This is a genomic window from Bacillus sp. L75 (genome assembly GCF_003676355.1).
Lineage (GTDB): Bacteria > Bacillota > Bacilli > Bacillales > Bacillaceae > Bacillus > Bacillus velezensis.
Genome location: NZ_ML064915.1, coordinates 33451 through 57734 on the forward strand (window position 1 = coordinate 33451; position 24284 = coordinate 57734).

The 24284-nt window shown below is 45.1% G+C and carries 25 protein-coding genes, 1 pseudogene and 1 riboswitch; of the genes and pseudogenes, 11 read left to right on the forward strand and 15 right to left on the reverse strand.

Going from position 1 to position 24284, the window contains the following annotated elements; genetic code table 11:
• Positions 1-39: 39 nt before the first annotated feature.
• On the forward strand, positions 40-762 hold the full coding sequence (locus D5S11_RS17285) for a gamma-glutamyl-gamma-aminobutyrate hydrolase family protein (protein WP_015239265.1): 723 nt from the start codon (positions 40-42) through the stop codon (positions 760-762).
• Positions 763-795: 33 nt separating this feature from the next.
• On the opposite strand, the gene D5S11_RS17290 is transcribed toward D5S11_RS17285, so the two are convergent.
• The 3 genes from D5S11_RS17290 to D5S11_RS17300 form a co-directional block, all read right to left on the reverse strand.
• Positions 796-2949 (reverse strand): MMPL family transporter, encoded by a 2154-nt coding sequence (locus tag D5S11_RS17290; protein ID WP_108725148.1) that lies wholly within the window; start codon positions 2947-2949, stop codon positions 796-798.
• A 98-nt stretch (positions 2950-3047) separates the two neighbouring features.
• A complete protein-coding gene (ydfI, locus tag D5S11_RS17295; RefSeq protein WP_085341772.1) occupies positions 3048-3683 on the reverse strand; it encodes a two-component system response regulator YdfI in 636 nt (211 codons plus the stop codon).
• The gene (locus D5S11_RS17300; protein WP_199910874.1) at positions 3676-4836 is read right to left on the reverse strand and encodes a sensor histidine kinase; all 1161 of its coding nucleotides are present in this window, start codon (positions 4834-4836) and stop codon (positions 3676-3678) included. The genes ydfI and D5S11_RS17300 overlap by 8 nt, the downstream gene beginning before the upstream one ends.
• A gap of 457 nt (positions 4837-5293) precedes the next feature.
• Between D5S11_RS17300 and D5S11_RS17305 the strand changes: the two genes are divergently transcribed.
• From D5S11_RS17305 to D5S11_RS17325, 5 genes are read left to right on the forward strand one after another with little or no spacing between them, the layout of a single operon-like run.
• Positions 5294-5539, forward strand: a complete 246-nt coding sequence (locus D5S11_RS17305) for a hypothetical protein (RefSeq protein ID WP_007409324.1) — start codon at positions 5294-5296, stop codon at positions 5537-5539.
• A gap of 17 nt (positions 5540-5556) precedes the next feature.
• Positions 5557-5925, forward strand: coding sequence for a spore coat protein (locus tag D5S11_RS17310; protein ID WP_007409325.1), 369 nt, complete (start codon positions 5557-5559; stop codon positions 5923-5925).
• 18 nt (positions 5926-5943) lie between these two features.
• Positions 5944-7080 carry a zinc-dependent alcohol dehydrogenase gene (locus D5S11_RS17315; RefSeq protein ID WP_042634887.1) on the forward strand — a complete coding sequence of 379 codons (1137 nt, stop codon included), beginning with the start codon at positions 5944-5946 and terminating at the stop codon, positions 7078-7080.
• Between the two features lie 18 nt (positions 7081-7098).
• Complete coding sequence (locus D5S11_RS17320; RefSeq protein WP_007409327.1) at positions 7099-7296, forward strand: hypothetical protein; 198 nt, start codon at positions 7099-7101, stop codon at positions 7294-7296.
• A 15-nt stretch (positions 7297-7311) separates the two neighbouring features.
• On the forward strand, positions 7312-7611 hold the full coding sequence (locus D5S11_RS17325) for a spore coat protein (RefSeq protein ID WP_014417026.1): 300 nt from the start codon (positions 7312-7314) through the stop codon (positions 7609-7611).
• A gap of 65 nt (positions 7612-7676) precedes the next feature.
• Here the strand turns inward: D5S11_RS17325 and pdxR (D5S11_RS17330) are convergent, their stop codons facing one another.
• Positions 7677-9065: a MocR-like pyridoxine biosynthesis transcription factor PdxR gene (pdxR, locus tag D5S11_RS17330; RefSeq protein WP_108725150.1), complete on the reverse strand. Its 1389-nt coding sequence runs from the start codon at positions 9063-9065 to the stop codon at positions 7677-7679.
• Between the two features lie 126 nt (positions 9066-9191).
• Here pdxR (D5S11_RS17330) and D5S11_RS17335 point away from each other — a divergent pair, with 126 nt between their 5' ends.
• Positions 9192-10076, forward strand: a complete 885-nt coding sequence (locus tag D5S11_RS17335; protein WP_007409330.1) for a DMT family transporter — start codon at positions 9192-9194, stop codon at positions 10074-10076.
• Positions 10077-10153: 77 nt separating this feature from the next.
• On the opposite strand, the gene D5S11_RS17340 is transcribed toward D5S11_RS17335, so the two are convergent.
• A complete protein-coding gene (locus tag D5S11_RS17340) occupies positions 10154-10732 on the reverse strand; it encodes a TetR/AcrR family transcriptional regulator (protein ID WP_007409331.1) in 579 nt (192 codons plus the stop codon).
• A gap of 259 nt (positions 10733-10991) precedes the next feature.
• Between D5S11_RS17340 and D5S11_RS17345 the strand changes: the two genes are divergently transcribed.
• Positions 10992-12182, forward strand: a complete 1191-nt coding sequence (locus D5S11_RS17345; protein ID WP_053104551.1) for an MFS transporter — start codon at positions 10992-10994, stop codon at positions 12180-12182.
• Positions 12183-12408: 226 nt separating this feature from the next.
• Positions 12409-12771: pseudogene (locus D5S11_RS17350) on the forward strand (hypothetical protein).
• Between the two features lie 36 nt (positions 12772-12807).
• On the opposite strand, the gene D5S11_RS17355 reads toward D5S11_RS17350, so the two are convergent.
• On the reverse strand, positions 12808-13428 hold the full coding sequence (locus D5S11_RS17355) for an FMN-binding negative transcriptional regulator (protein ID WP_020955398.1): 621 nt from the start codon (positions 13426-13428) through the stop codon (positions 12808-12810).
• A gap of 117 nt (positions 13429-13545) precedes the next feature.
• Between D5S11_RS17355 and pdxR (D5S11_RS17360) the strand changes: the two genes are divergently transcribed.
• Positions 13546-14928 (forward strand): MocR-like pyridoxine biosynthesis transcription factor PdxR, encoded by a 1383-nt coding sequence (pdxR, locus tag D5S11_RS17360; protein ID WP_020955397.1) that lies wholly within the window; start codon positions 13546-13548, stop codon positions 14926-14928.
• Between the two features lie 37 nt (positions 14929-14965).
• On the opposite strand, the gene D5S11_RS17365 is transcribed toward pdxR (D5S11_RS17360), so the two are convergent.
• Together D5S11_RS17365 and D5S11_RS17370 are read right to left on the reverse strand one after the other, a co-directional pair.
• The gene (locus D5S11_RS17365; RefSeq protein WP_108725151.1) at positions 14966-16255 is read right to left on the reverse strand and encodes a Na+/H+ antiporter NhaC family protein; all 1290 of its coding nucleotides are present in this window, start codon (positions 16253-16255) and stop codon (positions 14966-14968) included.
• 223 nt (positions 16256-16478) lie between these two features.
• Positions 16479-16883 carry a MerR family transcriptional regulator gene (locus tag D5S11_RS17370; protein ID WP_007409338.1) on the reverse strand — a complete coding sequence of 135 codons (405 nt, stop codon included), beginning with the start codon at positions 16881-16883 and terminating at the stop codon, positions 16479-16481.
• 159 nt (positions 16884-17042) lie between these two features.
• Here D5S11_RS17370 and D5S11_RS17375 point away from each other — a divergent pair, with 159 nt between their 5' ends.
• Positions 17043-18092, forward strand: coding sequence for an NAD(P)-dependent alcohol dehydrogenase (locus D5S11_RS17375; protein WP_007609682.1), 1050 nt, complete (start codon positions 17043-17045; stop codon positions 18090-18092).
• Positions 18093-18151: 59 nt separating this feature from the next.
• On the opposite strand, the gene D5S11_RS17380 is transcribed toward D5S11_RS17375, so the two are convergent.
• The 7 genes from D5S11_RS17380 to D5S11_RS17410 form a co-directional block, all read right to left on the reverse strand.
• Positions 18152-19114: an arsenic resistance protein gene (locus D5S11_RS17380; RefSeq protein ID WP_032870392.1), complete on the reverse strand. Its 963-nt coding sequence runs from the start codon at positions 19112-19114 to the stop codon at positions 18152-18154.
• Between the two features lie 188 nt (positions 19115-19302).
• The gene (locus D5S11_RS17385; RefSeq protein ID WP_108725152.1) at positions 19303-20541 is read right to left on the reverse strand and encodes an HAD-IIA family hydrolase; all 1239 of its coding nucleotides are present in this window, start codon (positions 20539-20541) and stop codon (positions 19303-19305) included.
• An 8-nt stretch (positions 20542-20549) separates the two neighbouring features.
• Positions 20550-21368, reverse strand: a complete 819-nt coding sequence (gene thiD / locus D5S11_RS17390) for a bifunctional hydroxymethylpyrimidine kinase/phosphomethylpyrimidine kinase (RefSeq protein ID WP_007409544.1) — start codon at positions 21366-21368, stop codon at positions 20550-20552.
• Between the two features lie 14 nt (positions 21369-21382).
• A complete protein-coding gene (locus tag D5S11_RS17395) occupies positions 21383-22141 on the reverse strand; it encodes a class I SAM-dependent methyltransferase (protein WP_014417013.1) in 759 nt (252 codons plus the stop codon).
• Complete coding sequence (locus tag D5S11_RS17400) at positions 22138-23148, reverse strand: thymidylate synthase (protein ID WP_032870385.1); 1011 nt, start codon at positions 23146-23148, stop codon at positions 22138-22140. The genes D5S11_RS17395 and D5S11_RS17400 overlap by 4 nt, the downstream gene beginning before the upstream one ends.
• Positions 23145-23609, reverse strand: coding sequence for a TIR domain-containing protein (locus tag D5S11_RS17405; protein ID WP_032866832.1), 465 nt, complete (start codon positions 23607-23609; stop codon positions 23145-23147). The genes D5S11_RS17400 and D5S11_RS17405 overlap by 4 nt, the downstream gene beginning before the upstream one ends.
• 77 nt (positions 23610-23686) lie before the next feature.
• A riboswitch (TPP riboswitch) is annotated at positions 23687-23790 on the reverse strand.
• A gap of 87 nt (positions 23791-23877) precedes the next feature.
• Positions 23878-24258, reverse strand: a complete 381-nt coding sequence (locus tag D5S11_RS17410) for a hypothetical protein (RefSeq protein WP_031378624.1) — start codon at positions 24256-24258, stop codon at positions 23878-23880.
• Positions 24259-24284: the final 26 nt, after the last annotated feature.

Below are 24284 nucleotides of genomic sequence, written 5' to 3' on the forward strand. Positions count from 1 at the left end.
GTTCAGATTAATTATGAGCATGGTTCAGGGGGGCGAAGAATGGCCAAACGCATCGGAATTACGGGAAACATTATGGCTGATCAATCCGGCCCTTTCCCGGGTTATAATCGGGCATATGTCAATAATGATTATATTCAGTCTGTTTCTGAGGCCGGCGGTGTGCCGTTTATATTGCCGGTGATTCAAGAGACGGCGCTTTTAAAGGAACAGGTCTCTCATGTTGACGGGATCATTCTGTCCGGCGGTCAGGATATAGACCCGCTGTTTTACGGCGAAGAACCTTTACAGGCTTTAAGAAAGACCTTTCCTGATCGGGACGCCTACGAGAAGGAGCTGATTCTCACGGCGGTTGCTTTAGAAAAGCCGATTCTGGCCATCTGCCGGGGGATGCATATGTTAAACGTCACTTACGGGGGAACTTTATATCAAGACCTGACACACGCTTCGTTTGCTGACATTAAGCATGATCAAGAAAAAGATCCGCCGCTAAAAACCCATCATGTTTCTTTTGAAAAAGGGACACGTCTCCATACCTTGTTTGGCGATTCAGCGCGGGTGAATTCATTCCATCACCAGATCATAAAAGAGACGGCGCCTTCGTTTAAAGCCTCGGCTTATGCGAAAGACGGGGCCATTGAAGCAATTGAACGGACGGGTGAATTATTTGTCGTCGGCGTGCAATGGCATCCCGAAATGCTGACAAAAAAACATGAAGACATGAAAAAGCTTTTTTCTCTTTTCATGGATGCGGTCAGCACATAAAAAAAGCAGATCATAACGATCTGCTTTTTCATTTTATTCTTCCGGTTTCTCCGGTGTTTTGCCTTGTGTCAGCTTATGGCCTTCGATATCCACGTTCGGAATGATTTTATCCAGCCACTTCGGCAAGTACCAGGCCGCATGTCCCATCAGCTTCATGACACTCGGAATAATGGTCATTCTTACAATGAACGCATCAAAAAGTACACCGAAGGTCATTGCCAAGCCCATGGATTTGATCGTAGCTTCTCCCGCAAAGATGAATCCCGCAAAGACGAAAATCATGATCAGTCCCGCCGCTGTTACGACAGGTCCGCTATGTTTCAATCCGGCATGAATGGCTTGTACCGGATTTTTTGTTTTGACATATTCTTCTCTCATTCTGCTGACAAGGAATACTTGATAATCCATCGCCAGCCCGAAAAGAATACCGATTGCTAAAATAGGCAGGAAGGCAAGAATCGGGCCTTTTTCCGGAATGCTCAGCAAGCCGGTGAAATGTCCATCCTGCAGGACGAATACCGATAACCCGAGTGTTGCGGTCATTGTCAGCAAAAAGCCAAGAACGGCCGCAAGCGGCACGAGAAGAGAACGGAAAACGACGGTCAGCAATACAAATGCAAACCCGACAATAAGAATGGCGAATTCCGGAATGGCATCGTTTAACCGATCTGAAATATCAATGTTCACCGCGGTTGACCCGGTGACGAGCAGACGGATGCCGTTTTTGTCTGATCGTTTCCGTATATCCTGCACTAACTCTTTCGTTGCCTTATCATTCGGCCCGGTTTCAGGCACTGCCGTAATGATGGCATAGTCCCCTTTTTCGTTCGGCATGGCCGGTGTGACGCTCGCCACATTGTGCAAGTCCTTCACTTTTTTCACGGCGTCTTGAAATGCTTCACTTTTGTTCCCCTTGACCCCTTTTGCATCGGCAACAATTGTCAGCTTGCCGTTAAAGCCTTCTCCGAATCCTTTAGACAACAGATCATAGGCGCGGCGATCCGGGCTGTCTTTCGCTTTCATTCCCGCATCAGGCAGCCCCAGCTCTAAATGCATGGCCGGCAGACTGATGACGGCTAAAAGAATGATGCTGAAAATGCTTAACAGAATGGGCTTCTTTGTAACGAAGCGCCCCCAGGCATTCGTGCCGGTGCTTTTCTTTTCTTTCTTCTTGTATGATTTCGGAATCATCCGTTTTCCTGCGATTGACAACACCGCAGGCACCAGCGTTACTGATGCCAATACAGCCATCAGCACACTGAGTGCCGCAGTCAATCCCATGGCAGACATGAACGGAATGCCGACAACGGTCAATCCGCAAAGCGCGACGATCACGGTCAGTCCCGCAAAAACGACGGCGCTGCCTGCCGTTCCCGCGGCTTTCGCGATCGATTCATTTTTTTGTACACCTTCGCCCAAAAACTGACGATGCTTCGTAAAGATAAACAGCGCATAATCAATTCCGACGGCCAGTCCGATCATTCCGGATAATGAGAGACTGACCGAGGCTATCGTAAAGAACTGTGTCCCAATTAACGTCAGCGCGACGCTTACACCTAACCCGATCAGGGCCGTGACAATCGGCAGCGCCGCGATGACTAATGAACCAAACGTAATGGCCAGAACGACGAATGCCAGCACAACGCCGACAATTTCAGATACACCGCCGATTTCAACACCGGCCCCCGGCACATCGCCGCTGAGCTCCGTCTGCAGACCCTTGTCTCCTGCGGCGGACAGACTGTGTTTAATATGTGAAACAGACGCATCCGTAATGTCATCCGCCGCTTTTTTGTACGTAATATCGGCATATGCCACTGATCCGTCTTTAGAAATGGTTCCTGTCTCAAAAGGACTTGCAATCGAAGCGACTGAATGATCTGTTTTGATCTTCTTTAATGTCTCTTCAATCGCTTGTTTTTCCGGTTTTGACGTCAATTTCTTCCCGTCTTCAGCTCCGAAAATAACCCGTATGCTTCCTTTATCGGGACCCTTTGAAAATTCTTTTTGAATGATATCCATCGCCTTTTCAGAAGGTGTGTCGGGAATTGACATATCCTCAGAAAAAGCAGGTTTTAACGAGATGGCGATCACAATCGAAGCGATCAGTATCACGAGCCACGCACTGATCATTTTTAATCGGTTGCGGGCAGACCATCCCCCTAATTTATATAAAAAACCAGACATCGAATACTCCTCTCCAATCATTACTTTCTGCCTAATTGTAGTTCACATTCACATAAAAAAAACGTACATAGGGGCATGTACGTTTGGGCAGTTTTTCATTATATATTCAGTTTCAGAATGCCTTTTTGCATGGCAATGGTGACGGCTTCCGTCCGCGAATCAGCGCCTAATTTGTTATAAATCGATGTTAATCTCGCTTTTACCGTCCGCTCTGAGATTCCTAAATCGAAGGCGATCGCTTTGCTTTTATGTCCTTGCGCAACGGCTTGCAGAACTATGATTTCCTTGTCCGTCAGCTGTGTTTCATTGGCATTTGCCCGTTCCATTTTCATTTCCCGGAAACGCCGCAAGATATCCGGCTGCAGAAGCACTTCTCCCCTGACCGCCGCATCCATCGTATGAAATAAGGTTTCTGAGCTTGTGTCTTTCAGCAGATAACCGTTCGCGCCTGATTCAATGCCTTCTATCATCAGATGATCTTCATTATAGGTCGTCAAAATAATGATCGGCACATCAGATTGCTCTTTTATCTGTTTAATGGCTTCCAGCCCGCTCATTTCCGGCATGTACAGATCCATGAGAATGACATCGGGCTTTAGTTCCTCTGCGAGGCGGACGGCGGTTTTCCCGTTTTCCGCCTCTCCCGTTATGGTGTAATGGTCATTTGTTTCTATCAAAAGCTTCAGACCTTCTCTGACGACAAGATGGTCATCTGCTATTAACACTTTATACATGTTCCGCCTCTCCTCTAATTGGTATGATGATCTCAATTTGAGTTCCCGCTGATTTGGCGCTTGTTATACGGCAAGTGCCGTTCATCATATTGACGCGTTCTTGTATCCCAAGCAGCCCGTAATGTCCGCTTTTTCTCATTTCTGTTCCGGCATCAAAGCCTTTCCCGTCATCTTTGACGGTTATGCGGATCTGTCCCTCTTCTTCTTGAACGGATACCCAGACATTCTTTGCTTCTGCATGCTTGGCGGCGTTTGTCAGGCCTTCTCCGATCATGTAATGGCAATTCTCCGCCGTATGAACGTCAAGCACATGATGCACGCTGTAATCTAAAAAACAAGACAGCCCGGAGGCTTCTGTAAAATGGTTGATTTGTTCAGTGATGCTTTCTTTTAAGAACCCGATCTTTTCTGATGTGCTGCGAAGGTTGTCAATGGCCGAGCGCGCATCAGCCAATGTGCCTTTCACTCTGTCCATTGACTGGCTGATGATGTCTTTCGCTCTGTCAGTGTTACCCTTTGAAAGATGAACATGCACCGCTTCAAGCTGCATATGCAAGCTGACCAATCCTTGAGCAAGCGTATCGTGCAAGTCTCTCGCCATCCGCTGTCTTTCATTCTGAAGCGTCAGCTGTTTCACTTGCCGGTGAGCGAGCTCTAATTTTTCAAGCGTCATCTGTGTTTTTATTTTTTCATCAACTTGCGCGAAAAATGTGGCCGCATACGTGATAATCACGATCATGATGGGAGCGGCGATAACGATGAAACGTAGCAGATGATGCGGATGCTCCTGGTGCAGGGCTGTTATGGACATTAAAATGAAAAGATAGAGTATGAGCAGCGTTTTTCCCTTATCCGCCATTCCGATAATCTGCCCGATTAAAAAGGCATAGAGACCGACGACAACCGCGATATAGCCGCCGGTCATCAAGTTAGCCGATGTATATATGATAAATCCCTGTATGATGAAATAAAGAAACGTCTTTTTCTTCACCCAGCGATGGGAATGCCAGTGCAGCACGGTAAAAATGACGATCAATATCGTGAATAACAGCAGCAAAAAAACCGTCCAGCTTTCATAAATGTACTGCAAAGAGACTGATGCGGCATATACCATAAAAATAAACGCCAGACCGGGCACCCGAAGCGCAAGCATATGCAATGAGCGTCTGTCACGGGAGACATAGTCTTCTTGATGTTTTGTACCAAACAATCTCTGTCCACTTCCTTTTAGCCGACCGGCCTCACGAGGTTTTATTCTATTTGTCATCATACCATAAGTGCCTTCTTCTCACCTTCCCCTTCTGTTCCTGCATGACGGGTGAAAGAAAAAACAGCCTGCGGGATTGTTCGCAAGCTGCTTTTTTGTTCATATCTTTTTTATGACCTTTCCCGGGTTTCAGCGGTCTCGTCTCCCGCGCGGCAAAACCGCCCGCGCATCAGAAAAACGTTCATGACACCAACAGCCATTCCATGTGAACAAGAGGAAGCGATTGTGCTTCCTCTTTTTTTTGACTCTCCGCTTTTTCTGATAAACAAAATTTGTAAGACTAGACCTCTTTTCTCAGGGGAAATTAATTACGTAATTGAGAAGAGGAGGTTTAAAGATAATTATGGAAAAGCGTGAATTAGCGGCTCACGAGTCGCTTGACTTACATGAAATCATTAACTTCAAGACGCTTTGTGTAGCGAAATCCAAGCTCATGCAAGGGCTTGTGTTTGATCAGGATCTGAAAACGTTAATGGAAAAAGACGTTCAGCAAGCCTCTCAAGACCTGGCTGATCTGCAGGCGGTTTATGAACGGGCAACGTTTCAGGCTCCCGTTCCTCAAAACCGGCCGACTTCGATCATCAATTGAAAGGAAGGTAAGCATCATTGAATCATGACCATTTAGATCCGATCAATTCATTACATGTCCCTGAACTTGCGGACATGACATTCGCAATGGATTTTCTCATACGCGCCAAAGAAGGCATCAGAAATACCGCCGTCGCTTTAACAGAAACCGCTTCACCTGATGTAAGAGCTTTGCTGCGCAAACAGCTCATGCAAGGAATCGCGATGCATCAGGAAATTACAGACTTGATGGTCAGCAAAAAGTGGTTTCACCCGCATGATCTGAGCGAACAGTATAAACTGGATCAGCTCTCTGCGAAAAATACCCTCATGGTCGGAAACATGAACCTGTTTCCCGTTGAAACGAACAGAAAAGGGATGTTTGACCGCACACCTGATGAACACTAACACTGGAGGTATTACAGCATGAAGGCCGTAACGTATCAAGGAGTTAAAAACGTCGTCGTCAAAGACGTGCCTGACCCGAAGATTGAAAAACACGATGACATGATTATAAAAGTCACAAGTACGGCAATTTGCGGGTCTGATTTACATTTAATCCACGGACTCATCCCGAACTTGCAGGAAGACTACATCATCGGGCATGAACCGATGGGCATCGTGGAAGAAGTCGGCCCCGGCGTGACGAAAGTCAAAAAAGGGGACCGTGTCATTATTCCTTTTAATATCGCCTGCGGAGAATGCACTTATTGTAAAAATCACCTGGAAAGCCAATGTGACCAATCAAATGAAAACGGCGATATGGGCGCTTATTTCGGCTATTCAGGGAGTACCGGCGGCTATCCGGGCGGCCAGGCCGAATATTTACGCGTCCCTTTTGCGAACTTTACTCATTTTAAAGTCCCCGAAACATGTGAAGAACCGGATGAGAAATTGAGTGTTATTGCCGATGCGATGACAACCGGCTTTTGGAGCGTTGACAATGCCGGCGTAAAAGCAGGCGATACGGTCATCGTTCTCGGCTGCGGGCCTGTGGGTCTGTTCGCTCAAAAATTCTGCTGGTTAAAGGGAGCGAAACGCGTAATAGCCGTAGACTATGTCAACTACCGTCTCCAGCATGCGAAACGGACGAATAAAGTGGAACTCGTGAACTTCGAAGACCACGAAAATACGGGCAGCTACCTGAAGGAAATCACCAAAGGCGGCGCCGACGTTGTCATTGACGCCGTCGGCATGGACGGGAAAATGACAGACCTTGAGTTCCTCGCCAGCGGATTAAAACTTCAGGGCGGGGCGATGAGCGCATTGGTCATCGCGTCCCAAGCGGTGCGAAAAGGCGGAACGATCCAGATTACGGGCGTGTACGGCGGCAGATATAACGGTTTTCCTCTTGGCGATATCATGCAGCGAAACGTCAATATCCGATCAGGACAAGCTCCGGTTATCCATTATATGCCGTATATGTTTGAACTGGTGTCAACCGGCAAAATTGATCCGGGCGATGTTGTAAGCCATGTCATTCCGCTTAGTGAAGCGAAGCACGGCTATGAGATGTTTGACACGAAAACAGATGATTGCATAAAAGTTGTACTCAAACCTTAGAGAACGGAGGCTACAGAAATGGCCAGCGCCTTACATGAATTACTCGAAATTCAGGAGATGGCTTCTTTTAAGTCACTTTGTCTGACGAAATCCAAAACCATGAAAGCGCTCGTATCCGATCCGCAGCTGAAAGAAATCATGCAGCAGGATGCGGATACATCAACAAGGCAATTGCAGGAGTTTGCCTCGATTTTATCTGATGCACAGCATGAATGAGGAGATGAATGACGAATGAATCCGATTATTGAATACTTGACGGGAATGAATGCACTGACAGACCAAATTGTCGCAATGGATTTATTGAATTCGGCAAAAAGCGGTGTCAGAAACTATGCGATGGCGGCGACGGAAGCCGGAACGCCTGAAGTGAAAGCGATCCTCACCCGGCACTTAGAAGAAGCCCTTGACATGCACGAGCAAATCTCACGCTATATGATGGAAAAAGGCTGGTATCACCCGTGGAACACAAATGAACAAGTCCGGCTCAATTTGCAAAATATTGATACGGCGCTCCGCCTGCCCGTCCTATAAATCGTTTTGCTGCTGAGACTGCACCCCTGACTCAAGCTTCAGTATTTTAAACTGTGAGCTGCCTTTTACAGCGCCCAGGCGGCTCTCAGTTTTTTTATGCCTTCTTGTATATCGGTTTCAGAAACCCCCGCGAAACCGAGAGAAACTGTTTTTTCAGGGAGCTGTTTTTGATAGGTGAGAGACACGGGATAGATTTTGACGCCTTGTTCCTCCGCCTTTTCAATCAGCTCTTTTTCGCTGAAAGGCAGCTGAACGTCAAGTAAAATCCGCAGCCCGGAATTTTCTCCGCGAATCCTGACGTATTGTCCCAGCTCGCGCCGCACGGCCTCTAATAATACCGCTCTTTTTTTCCGGTACAGCTTTCTCATTCTGTTAATATGTTTCTGCCACTCTCCGCTTTTGATAAATTGAGCCAGCGTCAGCTGACTGTGGCAGGAGACGGTCTGTTTATATAAAGAAGCGATTTCCCTGCCTTTTTCGATAAGCGGCAAAGGAAGAATCATATAGCTGATGCGCAGCGAAGGAAGCAGAGATTGGGAAAACGTCCCCATATAAATGACACGGTGATGCTGATCAAGCCCCTGCAATGATGGGATCGGCTGGCCGGTGTATCGGAATTCACCGTCATAATCATCTTCTATAATGAACGATTGATGTTCCGCCGCCCATTTCAGCAGCTGAATCCTTCTGTTTACCGGCATAATCGTTCCTAATGTAAATTGATGAGAAGGCGTGACATATACAAGACGCGGCCGCTCTTCATTCAGCTTCCGGATACAGACTCCTTCATCATCGACGGGTATCGGAATGATCTTCATGTGATTGGCTTTAAAAATCTCCCTCGCTCTCGGATAACCCGGATCTTCATATCCGATGGATAGATTTGCTTCAAATATTTTGCACAGCATTTGCAAAAGAGCAGGGTTCCCGGCGCCGACTATCACTTGTTCAGGACGGCAATTCACCCCGCGCGACTGATATAAGTACTCCGAAATGAGCGTTCTCAATTCAAGCTCGCCCAAATCATCCCCGGGCCGATACAGCTCATGCCCGTATTGATCTAAGCTTGCAACCATACTTTTGCGCCATGCTGAAAACGGAAAATGAGCGGCATCCACAGTGCCGTAGTGAAAATCAATCCATTGGCGGTCTTCCTTCGCCTTTGTTTGAACAGGCGAAGCGCCCGGCTTTTTCACATAGACGGCGTCCGAGTCATAATCGGCAAACCATCCGCTTCTCGGCTTACTGACAATATAGCCTTCGGCGGCAAGCTGTTCATAGGCCCGCTCCACAGTCGTCTGACTGATGGAAAGCTGACTTGACAAAAGCCTTTTTGAAGGAAGCTTCAGTCCTTTAGGAAGACGGCCCTGATGCATATTTTCCTTAAAATGCCGATAAAGCTGCTGATAAAGCGGAATATCCAGATCTCTATTTAAAAATGGCGTGATATCCATTTTTGCTCCCTCCAAACTGGCATTCTTCTTTTTATAAAAACTGGCCATTTGTATAAGGCCAATTTCAGTTTATAGTCATTATAAACTTTGAAAATGGGTTTAGAAATATATATTGGAGTGATTGGAATGAAGAAAGCCGCAAACGGCTGGATTAACGGATTTATCGGCGTGCTCATTTTCAGCGGCTCGCTTCCTGCGACCCGCTTGGCTGTAGCGGACTTTGACCCGGTATTTCTCACCGTATGCCGCGCCGCGATAGCCGGTATATTGGCAGGCGCTCTGCTCCTCATTTTTCAGGAGAAACGCCCTGCCAAAAGCGACATCATTTCACTAATAACAGTAGCGCTCGGCGTCGTGATCGGTTTCCCGCTGCTTACAGCCTTAGCGCTTCAGCATGTCACATCCGCTCATGCCATTGTCTACATCGGGCTTCTCCCGCTTGCGACGGCGATCTTCGGCGTACTGCGAGGAGGCGAACGGCCCAGGCCGGTCTTTTGGATTTTCTCGGCTGCCGGCAGCATCCTCGTAGCCGGATATGCTCTGCTGCAAGGAGGAGAATCCTCTCCGCTCGGTGATACGTACATGATCGCTTCGATTATCGTGTGCGGTCTCGGTTATGCCGAAGGCGCCCGCCTCTCCCGGCGGCTTGGCAACTGGCAGGTGATCTCTTGGGCACTCGTTTTATCGCTTCCCCTTATGTTCATCCTGTCTTTCTGCTTCATGCCGGACTCATGGTCAAACATCGGCGCGCCCGCACTGCTCAGTCTTGCATATGTCTCAATATTCAGCATGCTGATCGGCTTCGTATTCTGGTATCGCGGACTCGCCCAGGGAGGCATCGCCGCGGTCGGACAGCTGCAGCTTCTGCAACCTTTCTTCGGACTGTTACTGGCCGCCATGATTCTCCATGAAAAAGCAGGATGGGAACTTGCGGCGGTGAATGCCGGCGTTATCGCTTGCGTGGCGGCCGCCCGGCAGTTCGCAAATCAATCAGAAAAGGCCGAACAATGAACTTGTTCGGCCTTTTCATTATATTCCGCCCGTAGGCAGCAGAAGTCTGTATCTCTTTCACATGATCCGGCTATTTTTCAGGCAGGCTGAACTCCCTTAAACGCACTCATCACTAGATCATGCACATAGGAATCATTCACCTCATCACCTGTAATAAGCAGACGATAGAAAATCGGTCCGTAAATGAGATCGATGCTTACGTCAATATCAAGATTCTCTCTTAATTCACCTTTTTGAATTCCCTTTTCCAGAAGGCCTTTCGCTTGGAGGCGGCGGGGCTTGAAAAATCTCGTGCGATATTCTTCCGCCAATTTTGCATCCAGCTGCCCCGCACCGATTAATTCCTTAATAACGGTTCCTTCCCGGCTCGTCAAAAACCTTGCTAAATTCGTGGCGTGGGTCAATATATCTTGCACTGTTGATCCTGTATCGGGCACAGGCAGTCTGTCCGTAGCGGTCGAAAGAAAGCTGTCCATGATAACGGCAGCCTTGTTTGACCACCATTTATAAATCGTTGCCTTACTTACTTTGGCACGCTCAGCAATTTTATCGACTGTCACCGCGTCAAAGCCATTTTCCAACAATAGATCATAGGCTGCAGAAAGAATCGCCTTATGTGTTCCTTCATCGCGCGGCCGTCCTCGTTTACTCTGCACATGAATCATTCCTTCCCGAATTATAAACGATACGTTCAGTATACTTAACCTGTATAAAAAAAGAAAACAGAAACCTATTTACAAAACTGAACGTTTAGTATATCATTTGCTTATAATGAAACTAAACGTTCAGTTTATAAAATAACTTGAGGGAAATCTTGATGAAACATAGACTCCCAAAGCCTCTGCGTAAAGGAGATGAATCAGCAAATCATTTATCAAAGCATCATAAAAACCACTTAAAAAGGAGTTCATTCATATGGCTAAAGAAAACAAACAAACAGCAGATCAGGGAATTTCACCTGGTTTAACCCTTCTTCTCGCAACGGCATGCGGTATCATTGTCGCTAATCTTTATTATGCACAGCCCTTGGCAGGATTCATTAGTGCGGCAATCGGGCTTTCTCCAAGCAGCGCAGGATTGATTGTCACACTGACTCAAATCGGATACGTTGCCGGCTTACTGTTTCTCGTCCCTTTGGGAGACATTATCGAAAACAAAAAACTTGTCGTTGTATCGCTCCTTCTAAGCGCAGCCGCTTTGACACTGACAGCATTTGCGAAGCATGGAACACTGTTTTTAGCCGCTGCGTTTTTCATCGGACTGGGATCAATTGCAGCCCAAGTGCTAGTTCCGTTCGCATCATACCTTGCACCGGACGCCGCACGCGGCCGGGTTGTCGGCAATGTGATGAGCGGCCTGCTGCTCGGTATTATGCTTTCCCGTCCGATATCCAGTCTGGTCGCTGATATATGGGGGTGGAATGCCATATTTGCTTTATCCGCCGCGTTAAGTGTTGTCCTGGCAATCGTCTTATCAAAAGTGCTTCCTGCCAGAAAACCAACAGCAAACACAAGCTACACCGTCTTACTCGGTTCAATGTGGAAGCTGCTGCGCACGACTCCGGTCTTACGCCGCCGTGCCATTTATCATGCGTTTGTATTTGGCGCTTTCAGCTTGTTCTGGACGACTGTACCTTTATTATTGTCCGGTCCTGCTTTTCATTTTTCTCAAAAGGCAATCGCGCTGTATGCATTAGCGGGCATTGCAGGTGCAGCGGCTGCACCGATAGGCGGCCGTCTGGCTGATCGCGGCTTGACCCGGCTTGCCACCGGAATCGCTCTCGGTGTTGTCATCGTTTCTTTATTACTCCCGCTCATGATTCAAAGCAGCCCTCACGTCGGCATAGCAGTTCTGGTGGCCGCAGCTATCCTGTTGGATATGGGTGTATCTGCCAATCTCGTACTCAGTCAGCGTGCCATTTTTTCGTTGGCACCTGAATTTCGCAGCCGATTAAACGGATTATTTATGGCCATCTTCTTTCTGGGCGGTGCTATAGGATCATCAATCGGAGGATGGGCATACGCCTCAGGCGGGTGGAGTATCACATTATGGATTGGAATCGCTTTTCCGGTCATCGCATTGCTTTATTTCACCACGGAGAAATAAGCCTTTCACCAAAAATAAGCCGTCAGGACCAAGCTGACAGCTTTTTTTGGGGTGTATTCTTCTTTACATCCATCCGAACAAAAAATCCCGATTCATGAAAAGATGATATTGATTCTTTACGCCCCGCTCATATAGACGGGCGCGTGCCCGCTGCCGATTCTTTCAGCAGCGGTAAAACCATGTCATAATATGTTAAGAAATAATTGCGCCATAAGCAGGTGAACACATGAAGAAGTATTTATATAAACACCTTTTGTTAGCTCTCGTTTCGTCCGTTTGCTTTTTATTGGTCTTTTATGTGGGTTTAAAAATGACACAGGAAGACACACCGCCGTTGTCTTCTTACCCGTTTTACCTTTTTATTTATCTTTACATCGCAGCCGGATATTTGACGGTCGGCCTTGTTTTAGCTTGTATGACTGATATCTTGAAGAACCGCTGGACATTCAATAAACCGTCTACCATTCTATTGAAACTTATCGTTTACTAACTCATACCGTATGCTATTTTTCATTCTTTCTTCATTTTAATGGCGCCATTGATTTATGTGCTGTTTGAGTCGTTATTCATCCTGAGAAAAGCTTCATAACCTGCGCATGCTGCCGGTATGTTTTTAACATGCTTGTCAGTTGTTCGCAGTGATCCGTTTGATGTTTTCTTCCATCAAGCCGGAAATGAGCTGTTCGTTTGTATGAGGAATCTGTTTGAGCTGTTGTACGACCAGCCCTTGTCTTGCAGCTGAATGATTTTGACTCAGCTTTGCTTTCCCCTCTATTTTGCTGATTTTGATTTTAAAGCCTTTTACCCCTTTGTTCATGCCTGCCAGCAATTTCGCATCGACATCCTCTAATTTGTACGGGCTGTCGGGGCTTTCGTATTTCAATACGAGATCACTCATCGACTGCACGGTTTCTTCCTCATCCAAAAGCTCCGCCTCTCCGTAAACATGAACCGCCACATAATTCCATGTGGGAACAGCCTGATTCGTCTCATACCATTTAGGCGAGATATAACAATGAGGCCCTTGAAAAACGGCTAACACGTTTTGGCCATCAATCTCTTTCCATTGGGGGTTCGGCAATGCAAAATGACCGTATAAGCATTCGTTATCCTTACTCATCATCAATGGCAGGTGGGTTGCATACGGCATGCCTCCCGCCGTTGAAAACAATGCTGCGAAACCATACTCTTTGATGACATCGCACGCTTCAGCTTCACTCAGCTGAAATGGAGCCGGAATATACATACAAAACTCTCCTCTCTGAAATGGATTGATAAAGCGCTTTCCGCTATAATAAGATATCAACTGACATTTAAAAAGATACAGTTTCAAATAAATACACATGTCAGAGGAGAACATCTGATGAAAAATATGATTTTCGCTTTCGGAAGCGACACCCCGAAATACAAACAAATTTACGAGCAATTTAAAGCATTGATTGAGCAGGGAAATATTCAGGCAGATGAACGGCTGCCTTCGATTCGGGAGCTGGCGGATTCCCTGCGGGTAAGCCGCAATACAACGCTGATGGCTTATGATCTTCTTTTAGCGGAGGGATACATTCGCGGAGAAACACGCAAAGGTTATTTTGCAAATGAAGTAGAACCTTCTTTATTTCAAAAAGAAAACGATGTTGTCCACGCTGAGAAAACCGAATCAACTCAGCCGGCCCTGATTGATTTTCGCGCCGGAGCCGTCGATCAAAAGCATTTTCCTCTGAAAACATGGAGAAAATTATACAATCAAGTTTTGACATCAGAGAAAAGCTTCCTGTACGGCGAACCGTTCGGCGAGAGAGACCTGCGTGAACAAATTGCCGCTTATCTCTTGGAATCCCGCGGAGTGAAAACAGATGCGGATTCCATTATCATCGGCAGCAGCACGCAGCAGATGCTGATATATCTCAGCCGGATTCTGAAAGAGGATTTTTCGGGAATGATCGTTGAAGACCCGGGATTTGACGGTGCCAGAGCGGCATTTCAATTTCACGGGCTATCTCTGGAAACGATGCCTGTCTATGAAAACGGAGCTGATTTTTCTCAATTACATGCAATGAAAGAAAAATTAATCTATGTGACCCCATCCCATCACAGCCCTTACGGCGTAAGCATGTCCATTCAGCAGCGCCAAACTCTGATCAATTGGGTGAATCATAGAGAGGGTTATATTCTTGAGGATGATTATGACAGTGAATTCCGTTACACGCAGCAGCCGTTTCCCGCTCTTGCTTCCATTCAATCAGACCGGGTGATTTATTTAGGGAATTTCTCAAAATCCTTTCTTCCGGGCATCCGCATAAGCTATATGGTTTTGCCGCAGCGCCTTTTGCACCGGTATAAAGAACGGTTTATTCATTTCGAAAGCACCGCTTCTTCGCTTAACCAGCTGACCATGGCTGAATTGATGAAGGCCGGTGAATGGACCCGCCATATTAAGCGCATGCGCATTGTTTACAGGCGAAAAATGCAGCACTTGATTTCATATGTAAAGCAGCAGTTCGGCGGTCATGTGACGATCATCGGCGACCAGTCGGGTTTGTATATATTGATGAGAGTTCACCTGAACTATACAGAAGAAACATTAATCGAACGCGCTTTTCAGTACGGAGTGAAGGTATATCCTACCGCCGTTTATTTCGTTGCCGGAAAGCCTGAACCGCCGATCATAAAGTTAGGTTTCGCCCATCTCGATACGGATCAGATCACACAGGGCGTACAGCTTTTGAGAAATGCTTGGCTGTCATGAAAGAAAAAAGGCGCCGAACGGCGCCTTTTGTTATCTTTTATTTCGTATTTCTTGTGAATTTCGGCAGTCCAAATATAATGGCGGCGATGCCGCAGATTCCGATTAAAACGGGATAGAAAGAGTATGGCAGGATGCTGACGGGTGAAATATTCCCGAATTTCCCGGCTGATAACAGCTGCGCGCCGTAAGGAATCAATCCTTGTATCATACACGAAAAGATATCCAGAATACTTGCCGATTTTCTGTTGTCGATGTTGAATTTATCAGCGATATTCTTTGCAATCGGCCCGGCTGCGATAATGGAGATCGTATTATTGGCAGCAGCCAGATTCGTCACGCTGACCAGTCCGGCAATGCCGGCTTCGGCGCCTTTTTTCGAACGGATTCGTTTCGTGATGAACTCCAGTAAAAAGTCGATCCCGCCGTTTTGTTTCATCACGCCGACCATCCCGCCAATCAGCATGGACAGGATGATCAGATCGCTCATTCCGGCAATTCCATCCGTAATCGCCTTAAAATAAGAGTCAAGCGTCAGGCTGCCGCCCGCTAATCCGATGATTCCCGTCAAAACCAATCCGCCGAATATGACAGCCATCACATTAATACCGATTAACGCAAAAACCAACACGGCGACATAAGGAAGCACCTTAATCCAGTTGTAAGATTCAGCACCCGTATGGCCGGCGTGGCCTGCCGGAATAAAAAATAAGATAATAACAGTCACAATGGCAGCAGGCAAAACAATCAGAAAGTTCGTTTTGAATTTATCCATCATTTGTGTTTTTTGCGTCCGGACTGACGCGATGGTCGTATCGGAAATAAAAGAAAGATTATCTCCAAACATAGCTCCGCCGACCACAGCCGCAATCGGTATCGCGCTGGAGATGCCAAGCTCGCCGCTCAAACCGGCGCTGATCGGCGCAACCGCCGCAATCGTTCCCATTGATGTTCCCATCGATATAGAAATGAAACAAGCAATGATAAACAGCCCCGGCAGCAAAAACTGCTGCGGAATAACGCTCAAAGCAAGATTGACAGTTGAATGCACCGCTCCCATCGCTTCAGCCGCCGAAGCAAAGGCACCTGCCAATATAAAAATCATTACCATAATGATAATATCAGGATGTCCCGCACCGGAAGCGAACCATTCTATTTTTTGATTGAGCGATTTCTTCCGGTTAAATAACAGCGCAAAAGCTGACGCAATGATCGCGGCAATCAAGATCGGCAATTTATAAAAATCTCCGGTCACCAGACCAGAGCCGACAAAAAGCCCTACGAATAAGACTAAAGGCAATAACGCCCAAGGGTTCTTTTTATTGTTCATCTGGGTAAACCACCTCTTTTCAGCATTAAAGTCGCTAATCACAGTCTAAGCAACATTTCACACTTTAAAAGTCTGCAGTAAAAAAGTCAAGCTGAAAAAAGGATAAGTAATGATTGATAAGATAGAAAAAGCTGTTTTGTTTCCACTCTTTAGAAAATAAAAAAACCAAGGCTCGTTTCCCTTGGTACATTTCATGCGGCCCCGCGTCCGGGACACCTTCTCTTCATTCAGAAATACATTCAGCTTTCAATCTGTTTTTAAGTTTCGCTTCATTTTCAAGGATATCTTCGTAATCCTCAATCTTCCTGTTTAATCGTTTTATGGTTTCATCAATTTCCCTCTGTTTCTCCGTCAGCCTTTTCCTTTCATTTATAAGGATGTTTTTTCGGGGTTCGATCGTATGATCGGCTCCTTCAATAAATAAAGCGGTATATTCAATCAGCGCCTCAATCGACAGCCCGGCACTTCTCATGCATTTTATAAATTGAATCCAATTCACATCATCTTCGTCATAATCGCGGATGCCGCTTTCATCGCGTTTTACCGGAGGAATCAGTCCTATACTTTCATAATACCTAAGCGTTGCGGCTGATAACTCAACCTGCTTTGCAGCCTGCGCAATCTTCATATTTTTACCACCCGTCCTTCATACCTTTCATAAGCGTGCCATTATAGAATATCATTTCATAAAAAAATAAACCAAACTCCTTGACTTAAAGTCCGCTTTAACATTTAAAGTAAAATCGAACAGAGGATTCATCACTTTATCTTGGAAAGGAAGATAACCATGTGCAATAATCATCCGACTCGTGTATTAAGCGCTCCGCATGCAAAAGCTAAATTTGAGCGGACAACGATTGAGAGAAGAGCATTACGGCCGCACGATATCCTGATTGATATTAAGTACAGCGGGATTTGTCACTCAGACATCCACAGTGCATTCGATGAATGGGGCGGCGGAATCTTTCCGATGGTTCCCGGACACGAAATTGCCGGAGTTGTGGAAGCCGTGGGTGAAGAAGTCACCACATTTGCCGTCGGCGACCGTGTGGGTGTCGGCTGTTTTGTAGACTCCTGCGGGGAATGTGAATACTGTCTGAACGGAGACGAACAATATTGCACAAAAGGCGTTGTTCAAACTTATAATAACCTGGACTACGACGGAAACCCTACGTACGGCGGCTACAGCCAAAAAATAGTTGTCACTGACAGATTCGTTGTCCGGATTCCGGATCAGCTGGATTTGGATGCTGCCAGCCCGCTATTGTGCGCGGGCATTACCACCTATTCTCCGCTGAAACACTGGAATGCCGGCCCCGGCAAAAAAGTGGCGATTGTCGGAATGGGCGGGCTCGGACATTTAGCCGTTCAATTCGCGCACGCTTTAGGCGCAGAGGTCACCGTCCTCAGCCGCTCAATGAACAAAAAAGACGAAGCGCTTGAATTTGGAGCCGATCATTACTTTGCAACAAGCGATCCGGATACATTTACTGAGCTGGCCGGACGATTTGATCTTATTTTAAATACAGTATCCGCGAACCTTGACGTAGATGCCTACTTATCCCTGCTTCGCATTGACGGTACATTGGTAAATGTGGGAGCGCCCGCTAAGCCGGACTCATACAGTGTGTTCTCCTTAATCACGGGCCGCCGCAGCATTGCGGGTTCACTCGTCGGCGGTATTCCGCAGACTCAGGAGATGCTTGATTTCGCCGCCGAGCACGGCATTGCTCCTAAAATTGAAGTGATACCGGCCAATCAAGTTGACGAAGCGTACGAACGGGTTCTCCAAAGCGATGTCCGCTACCGTTTCGTCATTGATATTTCAACTTTATAATCGACATAAAAAAACATACCAATATTTGTTGGTATGTTTTTTTCAGTTCAAATTATTTTTTATTTCAGCAGCCATCCGGGCACCGCTTTTATATAAACCAATTCGCCTATCAATTCAACAATCGTCTGTGTGACGATAACAGCGGCGGCTAATGAGGCCCAAGCATCCGGCAGAGCCAGCGCTAACGGAAGGACTGCGAGAGAATTTCTTGTGCCCGTGCTGAAGATCAATGCTCTTCCTTCACCTGTATCCAGACGGAACGCATATGCAATAAACCGGGAGACAAACGGCATAATGAGCAGGAATAACAGATAGATCGGAATCACACGTATAATGATGCCAGCATCACTGATGACCTTTCCGATTTGTGTGGCGACGACCGCCAGTAAGACCAGAGCCATAAAAGGAACAGGCAGCCACGCCGTCCACTCCAACACCTTTTCTCCCGCCGGCTTCTTATCAGCCCACAATTGTGTCATCACTGCCGCCAGCAGCGGTCCCGCTATTAAACATAAGAATGCTTCCAGAAACGGCCCCGCATGAACAGCCCCTATCACTTCTTTCCCGATAAACAGCCACAAGTATAACGGAAGCAATACCATCTGAACGGCGAACAAAACTGGCGTGGAAGCCAGTATTAATCTCTCATTTCCTTTGCCGAGCTGAGTAAAGACGATGACGTAATCAATACAAGGTGTAAGCAATACCAAACAAACCCCTGATAATATAGGAGGAGATTGAGGAAAAATGGCGGTTAACACCCATACAACGAAAGGTACAGCTAAGAAATTACCGATCAATAAAGCCGCCATAAACTTGAGGTTTGACAAGGCTTCCCTCAGCTTCAAGAATGGGATTTGGGCAAACATGGCATACATGAGAACAGCGATAAGCGGTGATATCGTCCATCCCCAGCTGAGTCCTGAATCTTTCCCGGCGATCCCCGCTATTCCGCCGATTACAAGAGTCACACCATATATCCAAATTTGCTGTTTTTCTAATGTCTCTCTGGTTATTTTCATTGGCTGACACCTCTTCCCCGCCCATTATACCTTCTTTTCTGCTGCTCTTGCATTATGGTTCTGCCGGAATTAAAAAACACCAAGGGTCTGTGACACTTGGTGTTTTTGGAACGCGGCCGAGAAAAACGGGTTGAAAACCGTTAATCCTTGTAAATAACCCCCAAAAAGTATTTTTGACATACTGTTCCTTATCGAATAAAAGCATTCTCTTTCATTTCCAAAGCATCATCCAGCCATCTCGGGTGCATCGGCAAGAGATGTTCAGGTAATTCATGGATATCAAAATATCTGATTTCCATGGCTTCCTCAGTGGACTTTTTCAAAGTACCGCCGATGACGTCACATTGAAAACAATTGGTAATAAAATGGCTGACTCTGCCGTCAGGGTATATAAAGGTTTGTGAACTCGGATCAGAATAGACGCCTATCATTTTAGAGACTTTCACCACTAATCCAGTTTCCTCTTCTATTTCTCTTATAATTGCTTGTTCAACTGTTTCACCAGGTTCCACATGTCCTGAAGGAATGCCCCATAAACCATTATCAGCACGCTTCATTAATAAAACGGAACTTGATTCTTTAATCATAATTCCAGCGACTCCGGCTTTCACTTGTTCTGTCCATTGGAAATCCGGTTTTTTACGTACTTCTGCCTTTATTTCATTATCGAACAAGTCTTTCAGATCGCGGATCACAACATCCGGATTTCTAAAATCATGTTTTGCAGGAAATAAAGTATTTTGTTCAGAAACTAATACGGAAGTTATGCCTATTTGGTTTGCTCCGACAATATCTGTTTCAGGCGTATCCCCAATCATAACGCATCTCTCTTTATCTTCAAAAGACTCGAGTACTTTTTCAAATATTGAAGACGCCGGTTTTCCAATTATAATCGGCTCTTTAGCAGCTGCTGTTTTAACAGCCGCGACTATAGCGCCTGTCGCGGGAGCTGGTCCGTTAGCGGCAGGAAATGTTTTATCCCCGTTTGCAGCGATAAATGAAGCCCCGCAGCGGATGAGGTTTACTGCCTTATGCACATCCTGAAATGTAATATTTTGATCCCATCCAATGACGACAGCCTCCGCCTGATCTTCCGTAAGATCAATACCGGCCTTTTGAATTTCACTTTTAAGTTGGTCATTTCCCAATATATATGCCTTCTTTATTCCTTCACTGACAAGGTAATCAGCTGTTGCCCACCCCGCAGTAAACACTTCATCAATACTTGCTGAAATCCCCAGTTTATGAAGGCGTTTCACAATCGTTTCTCTTGTAACACAAGGATCATTCGTTAAAAAGCGAATGGCTTTCTTTTCTTCACGGAGTCGTTTTAAAGAGGCCACAGCTCCTGGTAAAGCTTTATCTCCTATATATATCACTCCGTCTAAATCAAATAAAAATACATCATAATTCTTGGAGATCATCATAACACTCCTTAAGCGGTTGTCTCTTGGTTAATAGTTGAGCGATACGCAAAATGATTTGTAGGGCCTTGTCCTTTCCCGATTCCTAAGGGATGTTTAATGGCTGCTGAAATGAATTCCTTTCCAGTTGCCACTGATTCCGGTATGCTGTGCTGCTTTGCCAGCTCTGCAGTTATCACAGCTGAAAACGTACAGCCTGTTCCATGAGTATGCTTTGTATCAAAGCGGGGAGAAACAAATTCCTCGAAGTCCTCGTCAAAGTACAAAATATCACGGGCTTCTCCGTTCAGGTGCCCCCCTTTTACGACAGCACTTTTTGCCCCGTATACCTCCACTATTTCTTTCGCCGCATCACGCATCTGCTGTACAGTCTCGATTGATTTTCCGATGATTACTTCCGCTTCCGGAATGTTCGGTGTAATAACAGTTGTTTGGGGTATTAATAATTTCTTCAAATAATCAATGGCGTCCTTATGGAGCAGATGATGTCCGCTTTTAGCAATCATAACCGGATCCATCACATACGATTGAATATTTGCGTCTTTTAACTTTTCTGCCAGCAATTCAATAATTCCTATACTTGCAAGCATACCGGTTTTGACAGCATCCGGTTTTATATCATCCATGACACAGTCTATTTGCTGAGATATATTCTGAAGAGACATCTCCTCAAAACTTTTCACACCAAGTGTATTTTGTGCAACAACTGATGTAATAACTGCCATTCCATATACCTTTTGTTCCTGAAATGTTTTTAAATCCGCGTGAATTCCCGCCCCTCCGGAAGGATCAGTCCCAGCAATCGAAAGCGCTTTATAAATATCCGTCAACTTACACTCCTCCTTCAGGCAGGTTTCACTGCTTTAAAAATGACAAAAGGCGGATATTCCTTTTCACATTTCCAATTATTAAATTGAAACTCTTTCTCTATGGCTTTTACATGCTCTTGGTCAATATCGTTTAACGTTGGTTCTGATAAAGTTACATTTTCAAAACCTGCATGAGTTAATAGTTTATAATACATTGACTTCGGCCAATGAAAATCATTTAAAATTAAATCTGCTTGTCCGGGAACATGGAGCCATTCATTTCTTTCTTCTCCGTAAGAATATTCTTTCCCCGGTATTCCATTGCGGAAGGTTGAAAATTCAATTCCGGTTGAATCAGGATTCGTATCGAGTATGACAAATGAAGCTCCTGGTTTTAACACACGAAAAATTTCATTTATGATACCTTTGATACGCTGGTCACTATCCGTATTAATAAAAACATAACAGGCCATTGCAGCATCAACTGAGTGATCTGGTAAGAAGGAAAGATTATCGTGTTCAATTAAATGATAGTCCACATGAGGATGTTGTCTTTTTGCCTTTGCTATATCTAACATCTTCCTTGATTCATCGACTGCGATCACATTGCAGCCTATTCTGTCAGCCAGCCTATAAGCTACCTTTCCTGGACCGCATCCGAAATCGAGCACCTTTTTAATCTCCGCTTTATCAAAAGTACGAAAAACAAACTCAAAACCTAACGTTTGTTCTAAAACGTCATTATAAGCATCGAATTTACCAGCAACACTGTCTTCTTTCCATGAAGTTTTCATTGAATTTCCTCCTTTTGCTCAGTTGAGAAATAATGAAACCACTTATTCCTGACGAAAAATTGATATATAGGAAGTAAACTTTGAAATAGAGAATGATCCATATCACGTTTATATGCAATATGCTGGTATATACTGAAAAGGAAAAGAATCTGTTTCCAGTAATCAGGTAAATCAAGCATTTCAATATCGTTTTTTGTCATAGAAATTTGATCTTTCCTAAGTAATTCTTCGTACTTTAAGACTGTTTCAATGGACGGCCAGTTATTTCCCTCAGGCATTTTCGGAAATTCAAATTCCGGAATATCATGGTGATTTTCAGCTTCTTCAAGCACCGTTTTCGCCCATTCATGATCTGAATCATAAATATGGATTGATCCCGCATTATGAAAATATTCTCCGACTTCTACACGCAGTTCTCTGGCCATTAATTCCTGCATGAAGGTAAATGAGAAAAGATCACTGATCATCCCGCGAAAAGCATCATTTGCACGCATGACAGAAGACATGTATAATTCGCCTTCCCTCACAAAAAACTGCAAACCGATTGTGCAGGAAACATCTATATTTTCTAAAACGAAGAGTTCCGAAGCATCGAATATTTGAATAAATGCCCTTTTTGAATCAATATCTTCTTGTGTCAAAAGATTTTTTATTCTATTCCATTGATTTAGTTTTGCATTTCCGAATTCAAATATTTTAGGCCCGTACGCAGTGCCTGTTAATGTTTTTTTATTCATTGAGTATGAAGGCATTTTTTTATTGTAATAACTGATAAAATCTAAGTCGTTACTCCCCGATAAATACCATAGCACTTCAGCAAAATTAAACACGATATTAGTTTTTCTTGAGGATAAATAAGTGACACGTTCTATTGGATTTTCCAGAGTCAGATGGTAGTTCAATTGTTCTCTGCTTTTTTGTCCGCGCGGTGAATTGAAAAATTCAGGGTTGTGATAGATGTCATACAGCGTTTCCGTATATGCTTCATGAAAAGTTCTCTTTCTCATTGAGATTCCGCCTTATATGCTGCAAAGGTATTTTTAATGTTCTCTAATAAATCATCTGTATCTTTATAGCTGATGTACTCAACATCCGCCACTGCATGTAACCCTTGAATTAAGAAAGCATAATCCTTGTCCTTTTCTAGAAATAGCACGATCTTTTTTTTCAAGGCGGAAGCCCATCCAATTTCTATATGTGTTCCAGGAGAAGCGGGTGATCCGGGAAATGCTGCAAAAAGGTCGCAAGTACTTATTTCATCAAAATCAATTTTAGTGCATTGAAGGGGTGTCATGAAATCTTTCCCCCACCCTTCCCGCTTGTGAGCATTATGAACCAGCCATCCTTCATTCTCAAAAAAGGAAATTAATGATTCCAGCTTTCCCCTCTCATACGCACTCATCAATCCAGTTTTCTCATCTACTAAACTTTTAAAAGGCCCTGCCAGAAAAACTTTTTTAGTCGCCACTTCATATCACCCTTTCAAAATAAATAAAGCCACTTTCCTCTATGGAAAGTGGCTTAAATATAGATAAGATAAAGAATCTCTCTAATTTTTCACTTCCCTACGCTGGTATTAACCAAATCAGGTTCAAAGGGTCAGGACGTATTGTCTCTTCTCAGCTATTAAAGCTCCCCTAGTGACTTTTTATAAATATTTACTTTAATTCTATGCTATTCCATATAAATAGTCAAACAATGACTTTCCCTTCAATATTGCAGCTTACCCACTAGTTTTAAAACCTTCCGGCCTCTTTTTTCCTGCCAACGAATAAGGTCACGGCAACACTCGCTGAACTGACCAAAGTCCCCAGAACGGCAGCAAGAATTGTCAAAAAGCCATTGGGAATCAGAAATCCAATCGGAATGAGCCCCGCAAACGTGAGGACGATAAAACATTGATAGACTCCGGATATGATTCTTACAACCAAGCTGCCAAAAAAGGACATGACGAATGGCGGAATGAACAAACATAAGATGATTCCGAGTGAGATCAATAAAATCATAGGCTCGTCAAAAGAAATGACACGATCGCCGGGAGACTCTTCAGCAGCCGCGAATACAGCAAATATAGACATCATCAGCGTAAGAAAAACAAGAAAAAACCTTTTCAGCAACGGGACTGACCCCATAAGATGAGACA

What these genes read in the sequence shown, in the direction of transcription:
- D5S11_RS17285 (WP_015239265.1), top strand. Translation starts at nt 40, where the DNA reads ATGGCCAAACGCATCGGAATTACGGGAAACATTATGGCTGATCAATCC.
- D5S11_RS17290 (WP_108725148.1), bottom strand. Translation starts at nt 2,949, where the DNA reads ATGTCTGGTTTTTTATATAAATTAGGGGGATGGTCTGCCCGCAACCGA.
- ydfI (WP_085341772.1), bottom strand. Translation starts at nt 3,683, where the DNA reads ATGTATAAAGTGTTAATAGCAGATGACCATCTTGTCGTCAGAGAAGGT.
- D5S11_RS17370 (WP_007409338.1), bottom strand. Translation starts at nt 16,883, where the DNA reads ATGAAGATTGCGCAGGCTGCAAAGCAGGTTGAGTTATCAGCCGCAACG.
- D5S11_RS17395 (WP_014417013.1), bottom strand. Translation starts at nt 22,141, where the DNA reads ATGAAAACTTCATGGAAAGAAGACAGTGTTGCTGGTAAATTCGATGCT.
- D5S11_RS17380 (WP_032870392.1), bottom strand. Translation starts at nt 19,114, where the DNA reads ATGAAAATAACCAGAGAGACATTAGAAAAACAGCAAATTTGGATATAT.
- D5S11_RS17325 (WP_014417026.1), top strand. Translation starts at nt 7,312, where the DNA reads ATGAATCCGATTATTGAATACTTGACGGGAATGAATGCACTGACAGAC.
- pdxR (WP_020955397.1), top strand. Translation starts at nt 13,546, where the DNA reads ATGAAAAATATGATTTTCGCTTTCGGAAGCGACACCCCGAAATACAAA.
- D5S11_RS17375 (WP_007609682.1), top strand. Translation starts at nt 17,043, where the DNA reads ATGTGCAATAATCATCCGACTCGTGTATTAAGCGCTCCGCATGCAAAA.
- D5S11_RS17400 (WP_032870385.1), bottom strand. Translation starts at nt 23,148, where the DNA reads ATGAGAAAGAGAACTTTTCATGAAGCATATACGGAAACGCTGTATGAC.
- D5S11_RS17355 (WP_020955398.1), bottom strand. Translation starts at nt 13,428, where the DNA reads ATGTATATTCCGGCTCCATTTCAGCTGAGTGAAGCTGAAGCGTGCGAT.
- D5S11_RS17300 (WP_199910874.1), bottom strand. Translation starts at nt 4,836, where the DNA reads ATGCTTGCGCTTCGGGTGCCCGGTCTGGCGTTTATTTTTATGGTATAT.
- D5S11_RS17365 (WP_108725151.1), bottom strand. Translation starts at nt 16,255, where the DNA reads ATGAACAATAAAAAGAACCCTTGGGCGTTATTGCCTTTAGTCTTATTC.
- D5S11_RS17385 (WP_108725152.1), bottom strand. Translation starts at nt 20,541, where the DNA reads ATGATGATCTCCAAGAATTATGATGTATTTTTATTTGATTTAGACGGA.
- D5S11_RS17315 (WP_042634887.1), top strand. Translation starts at nt 5,944, where the DNA reads ATGAAGGCCGTAACGTATCAAGGAGTTAAAAACGTCGTCGTCAAAGAC.
- pdxR (WP_108725150.1), bottom strand. Translation starts at nt 9,065, where the DNA reads ATGGATATCACGCCATTTTTAAATAGAGATCTGGATATTCCGCTTTAT.
- D5S11_RS17305 (WP_007409324.1), top strand. Translation starts at nt 5,294, where the DNA reads ATGGAAAAGCGTGAATTAGCGGCTCACGAGTCGCTTGACTTACATGAA.
- D5S11_RS17335 (WP_007409330.1), top strand. Translation starts at nt 9,192, where the DNA reads ATGAAGAAAGCCGCAAACGGCTGGATTAACGGATTTATCGGCGTGCTC.
- D5S11_RS17345 (WP_053104551.1), top strand. Translation starts at nt 10,992, where the DNA reads ATGGCTAAAGAAAACAAACAAACAGCAGATCAGGGAATTTCACCTGGT.
- D5S11_RS17320 (WP_007409327.1), top strand. Translation starts at nt 7,099, where the DNA reads ATGGCCAGCGCCTTACATGAATTACTCGAAATTCAGGAGATGGCTTCT.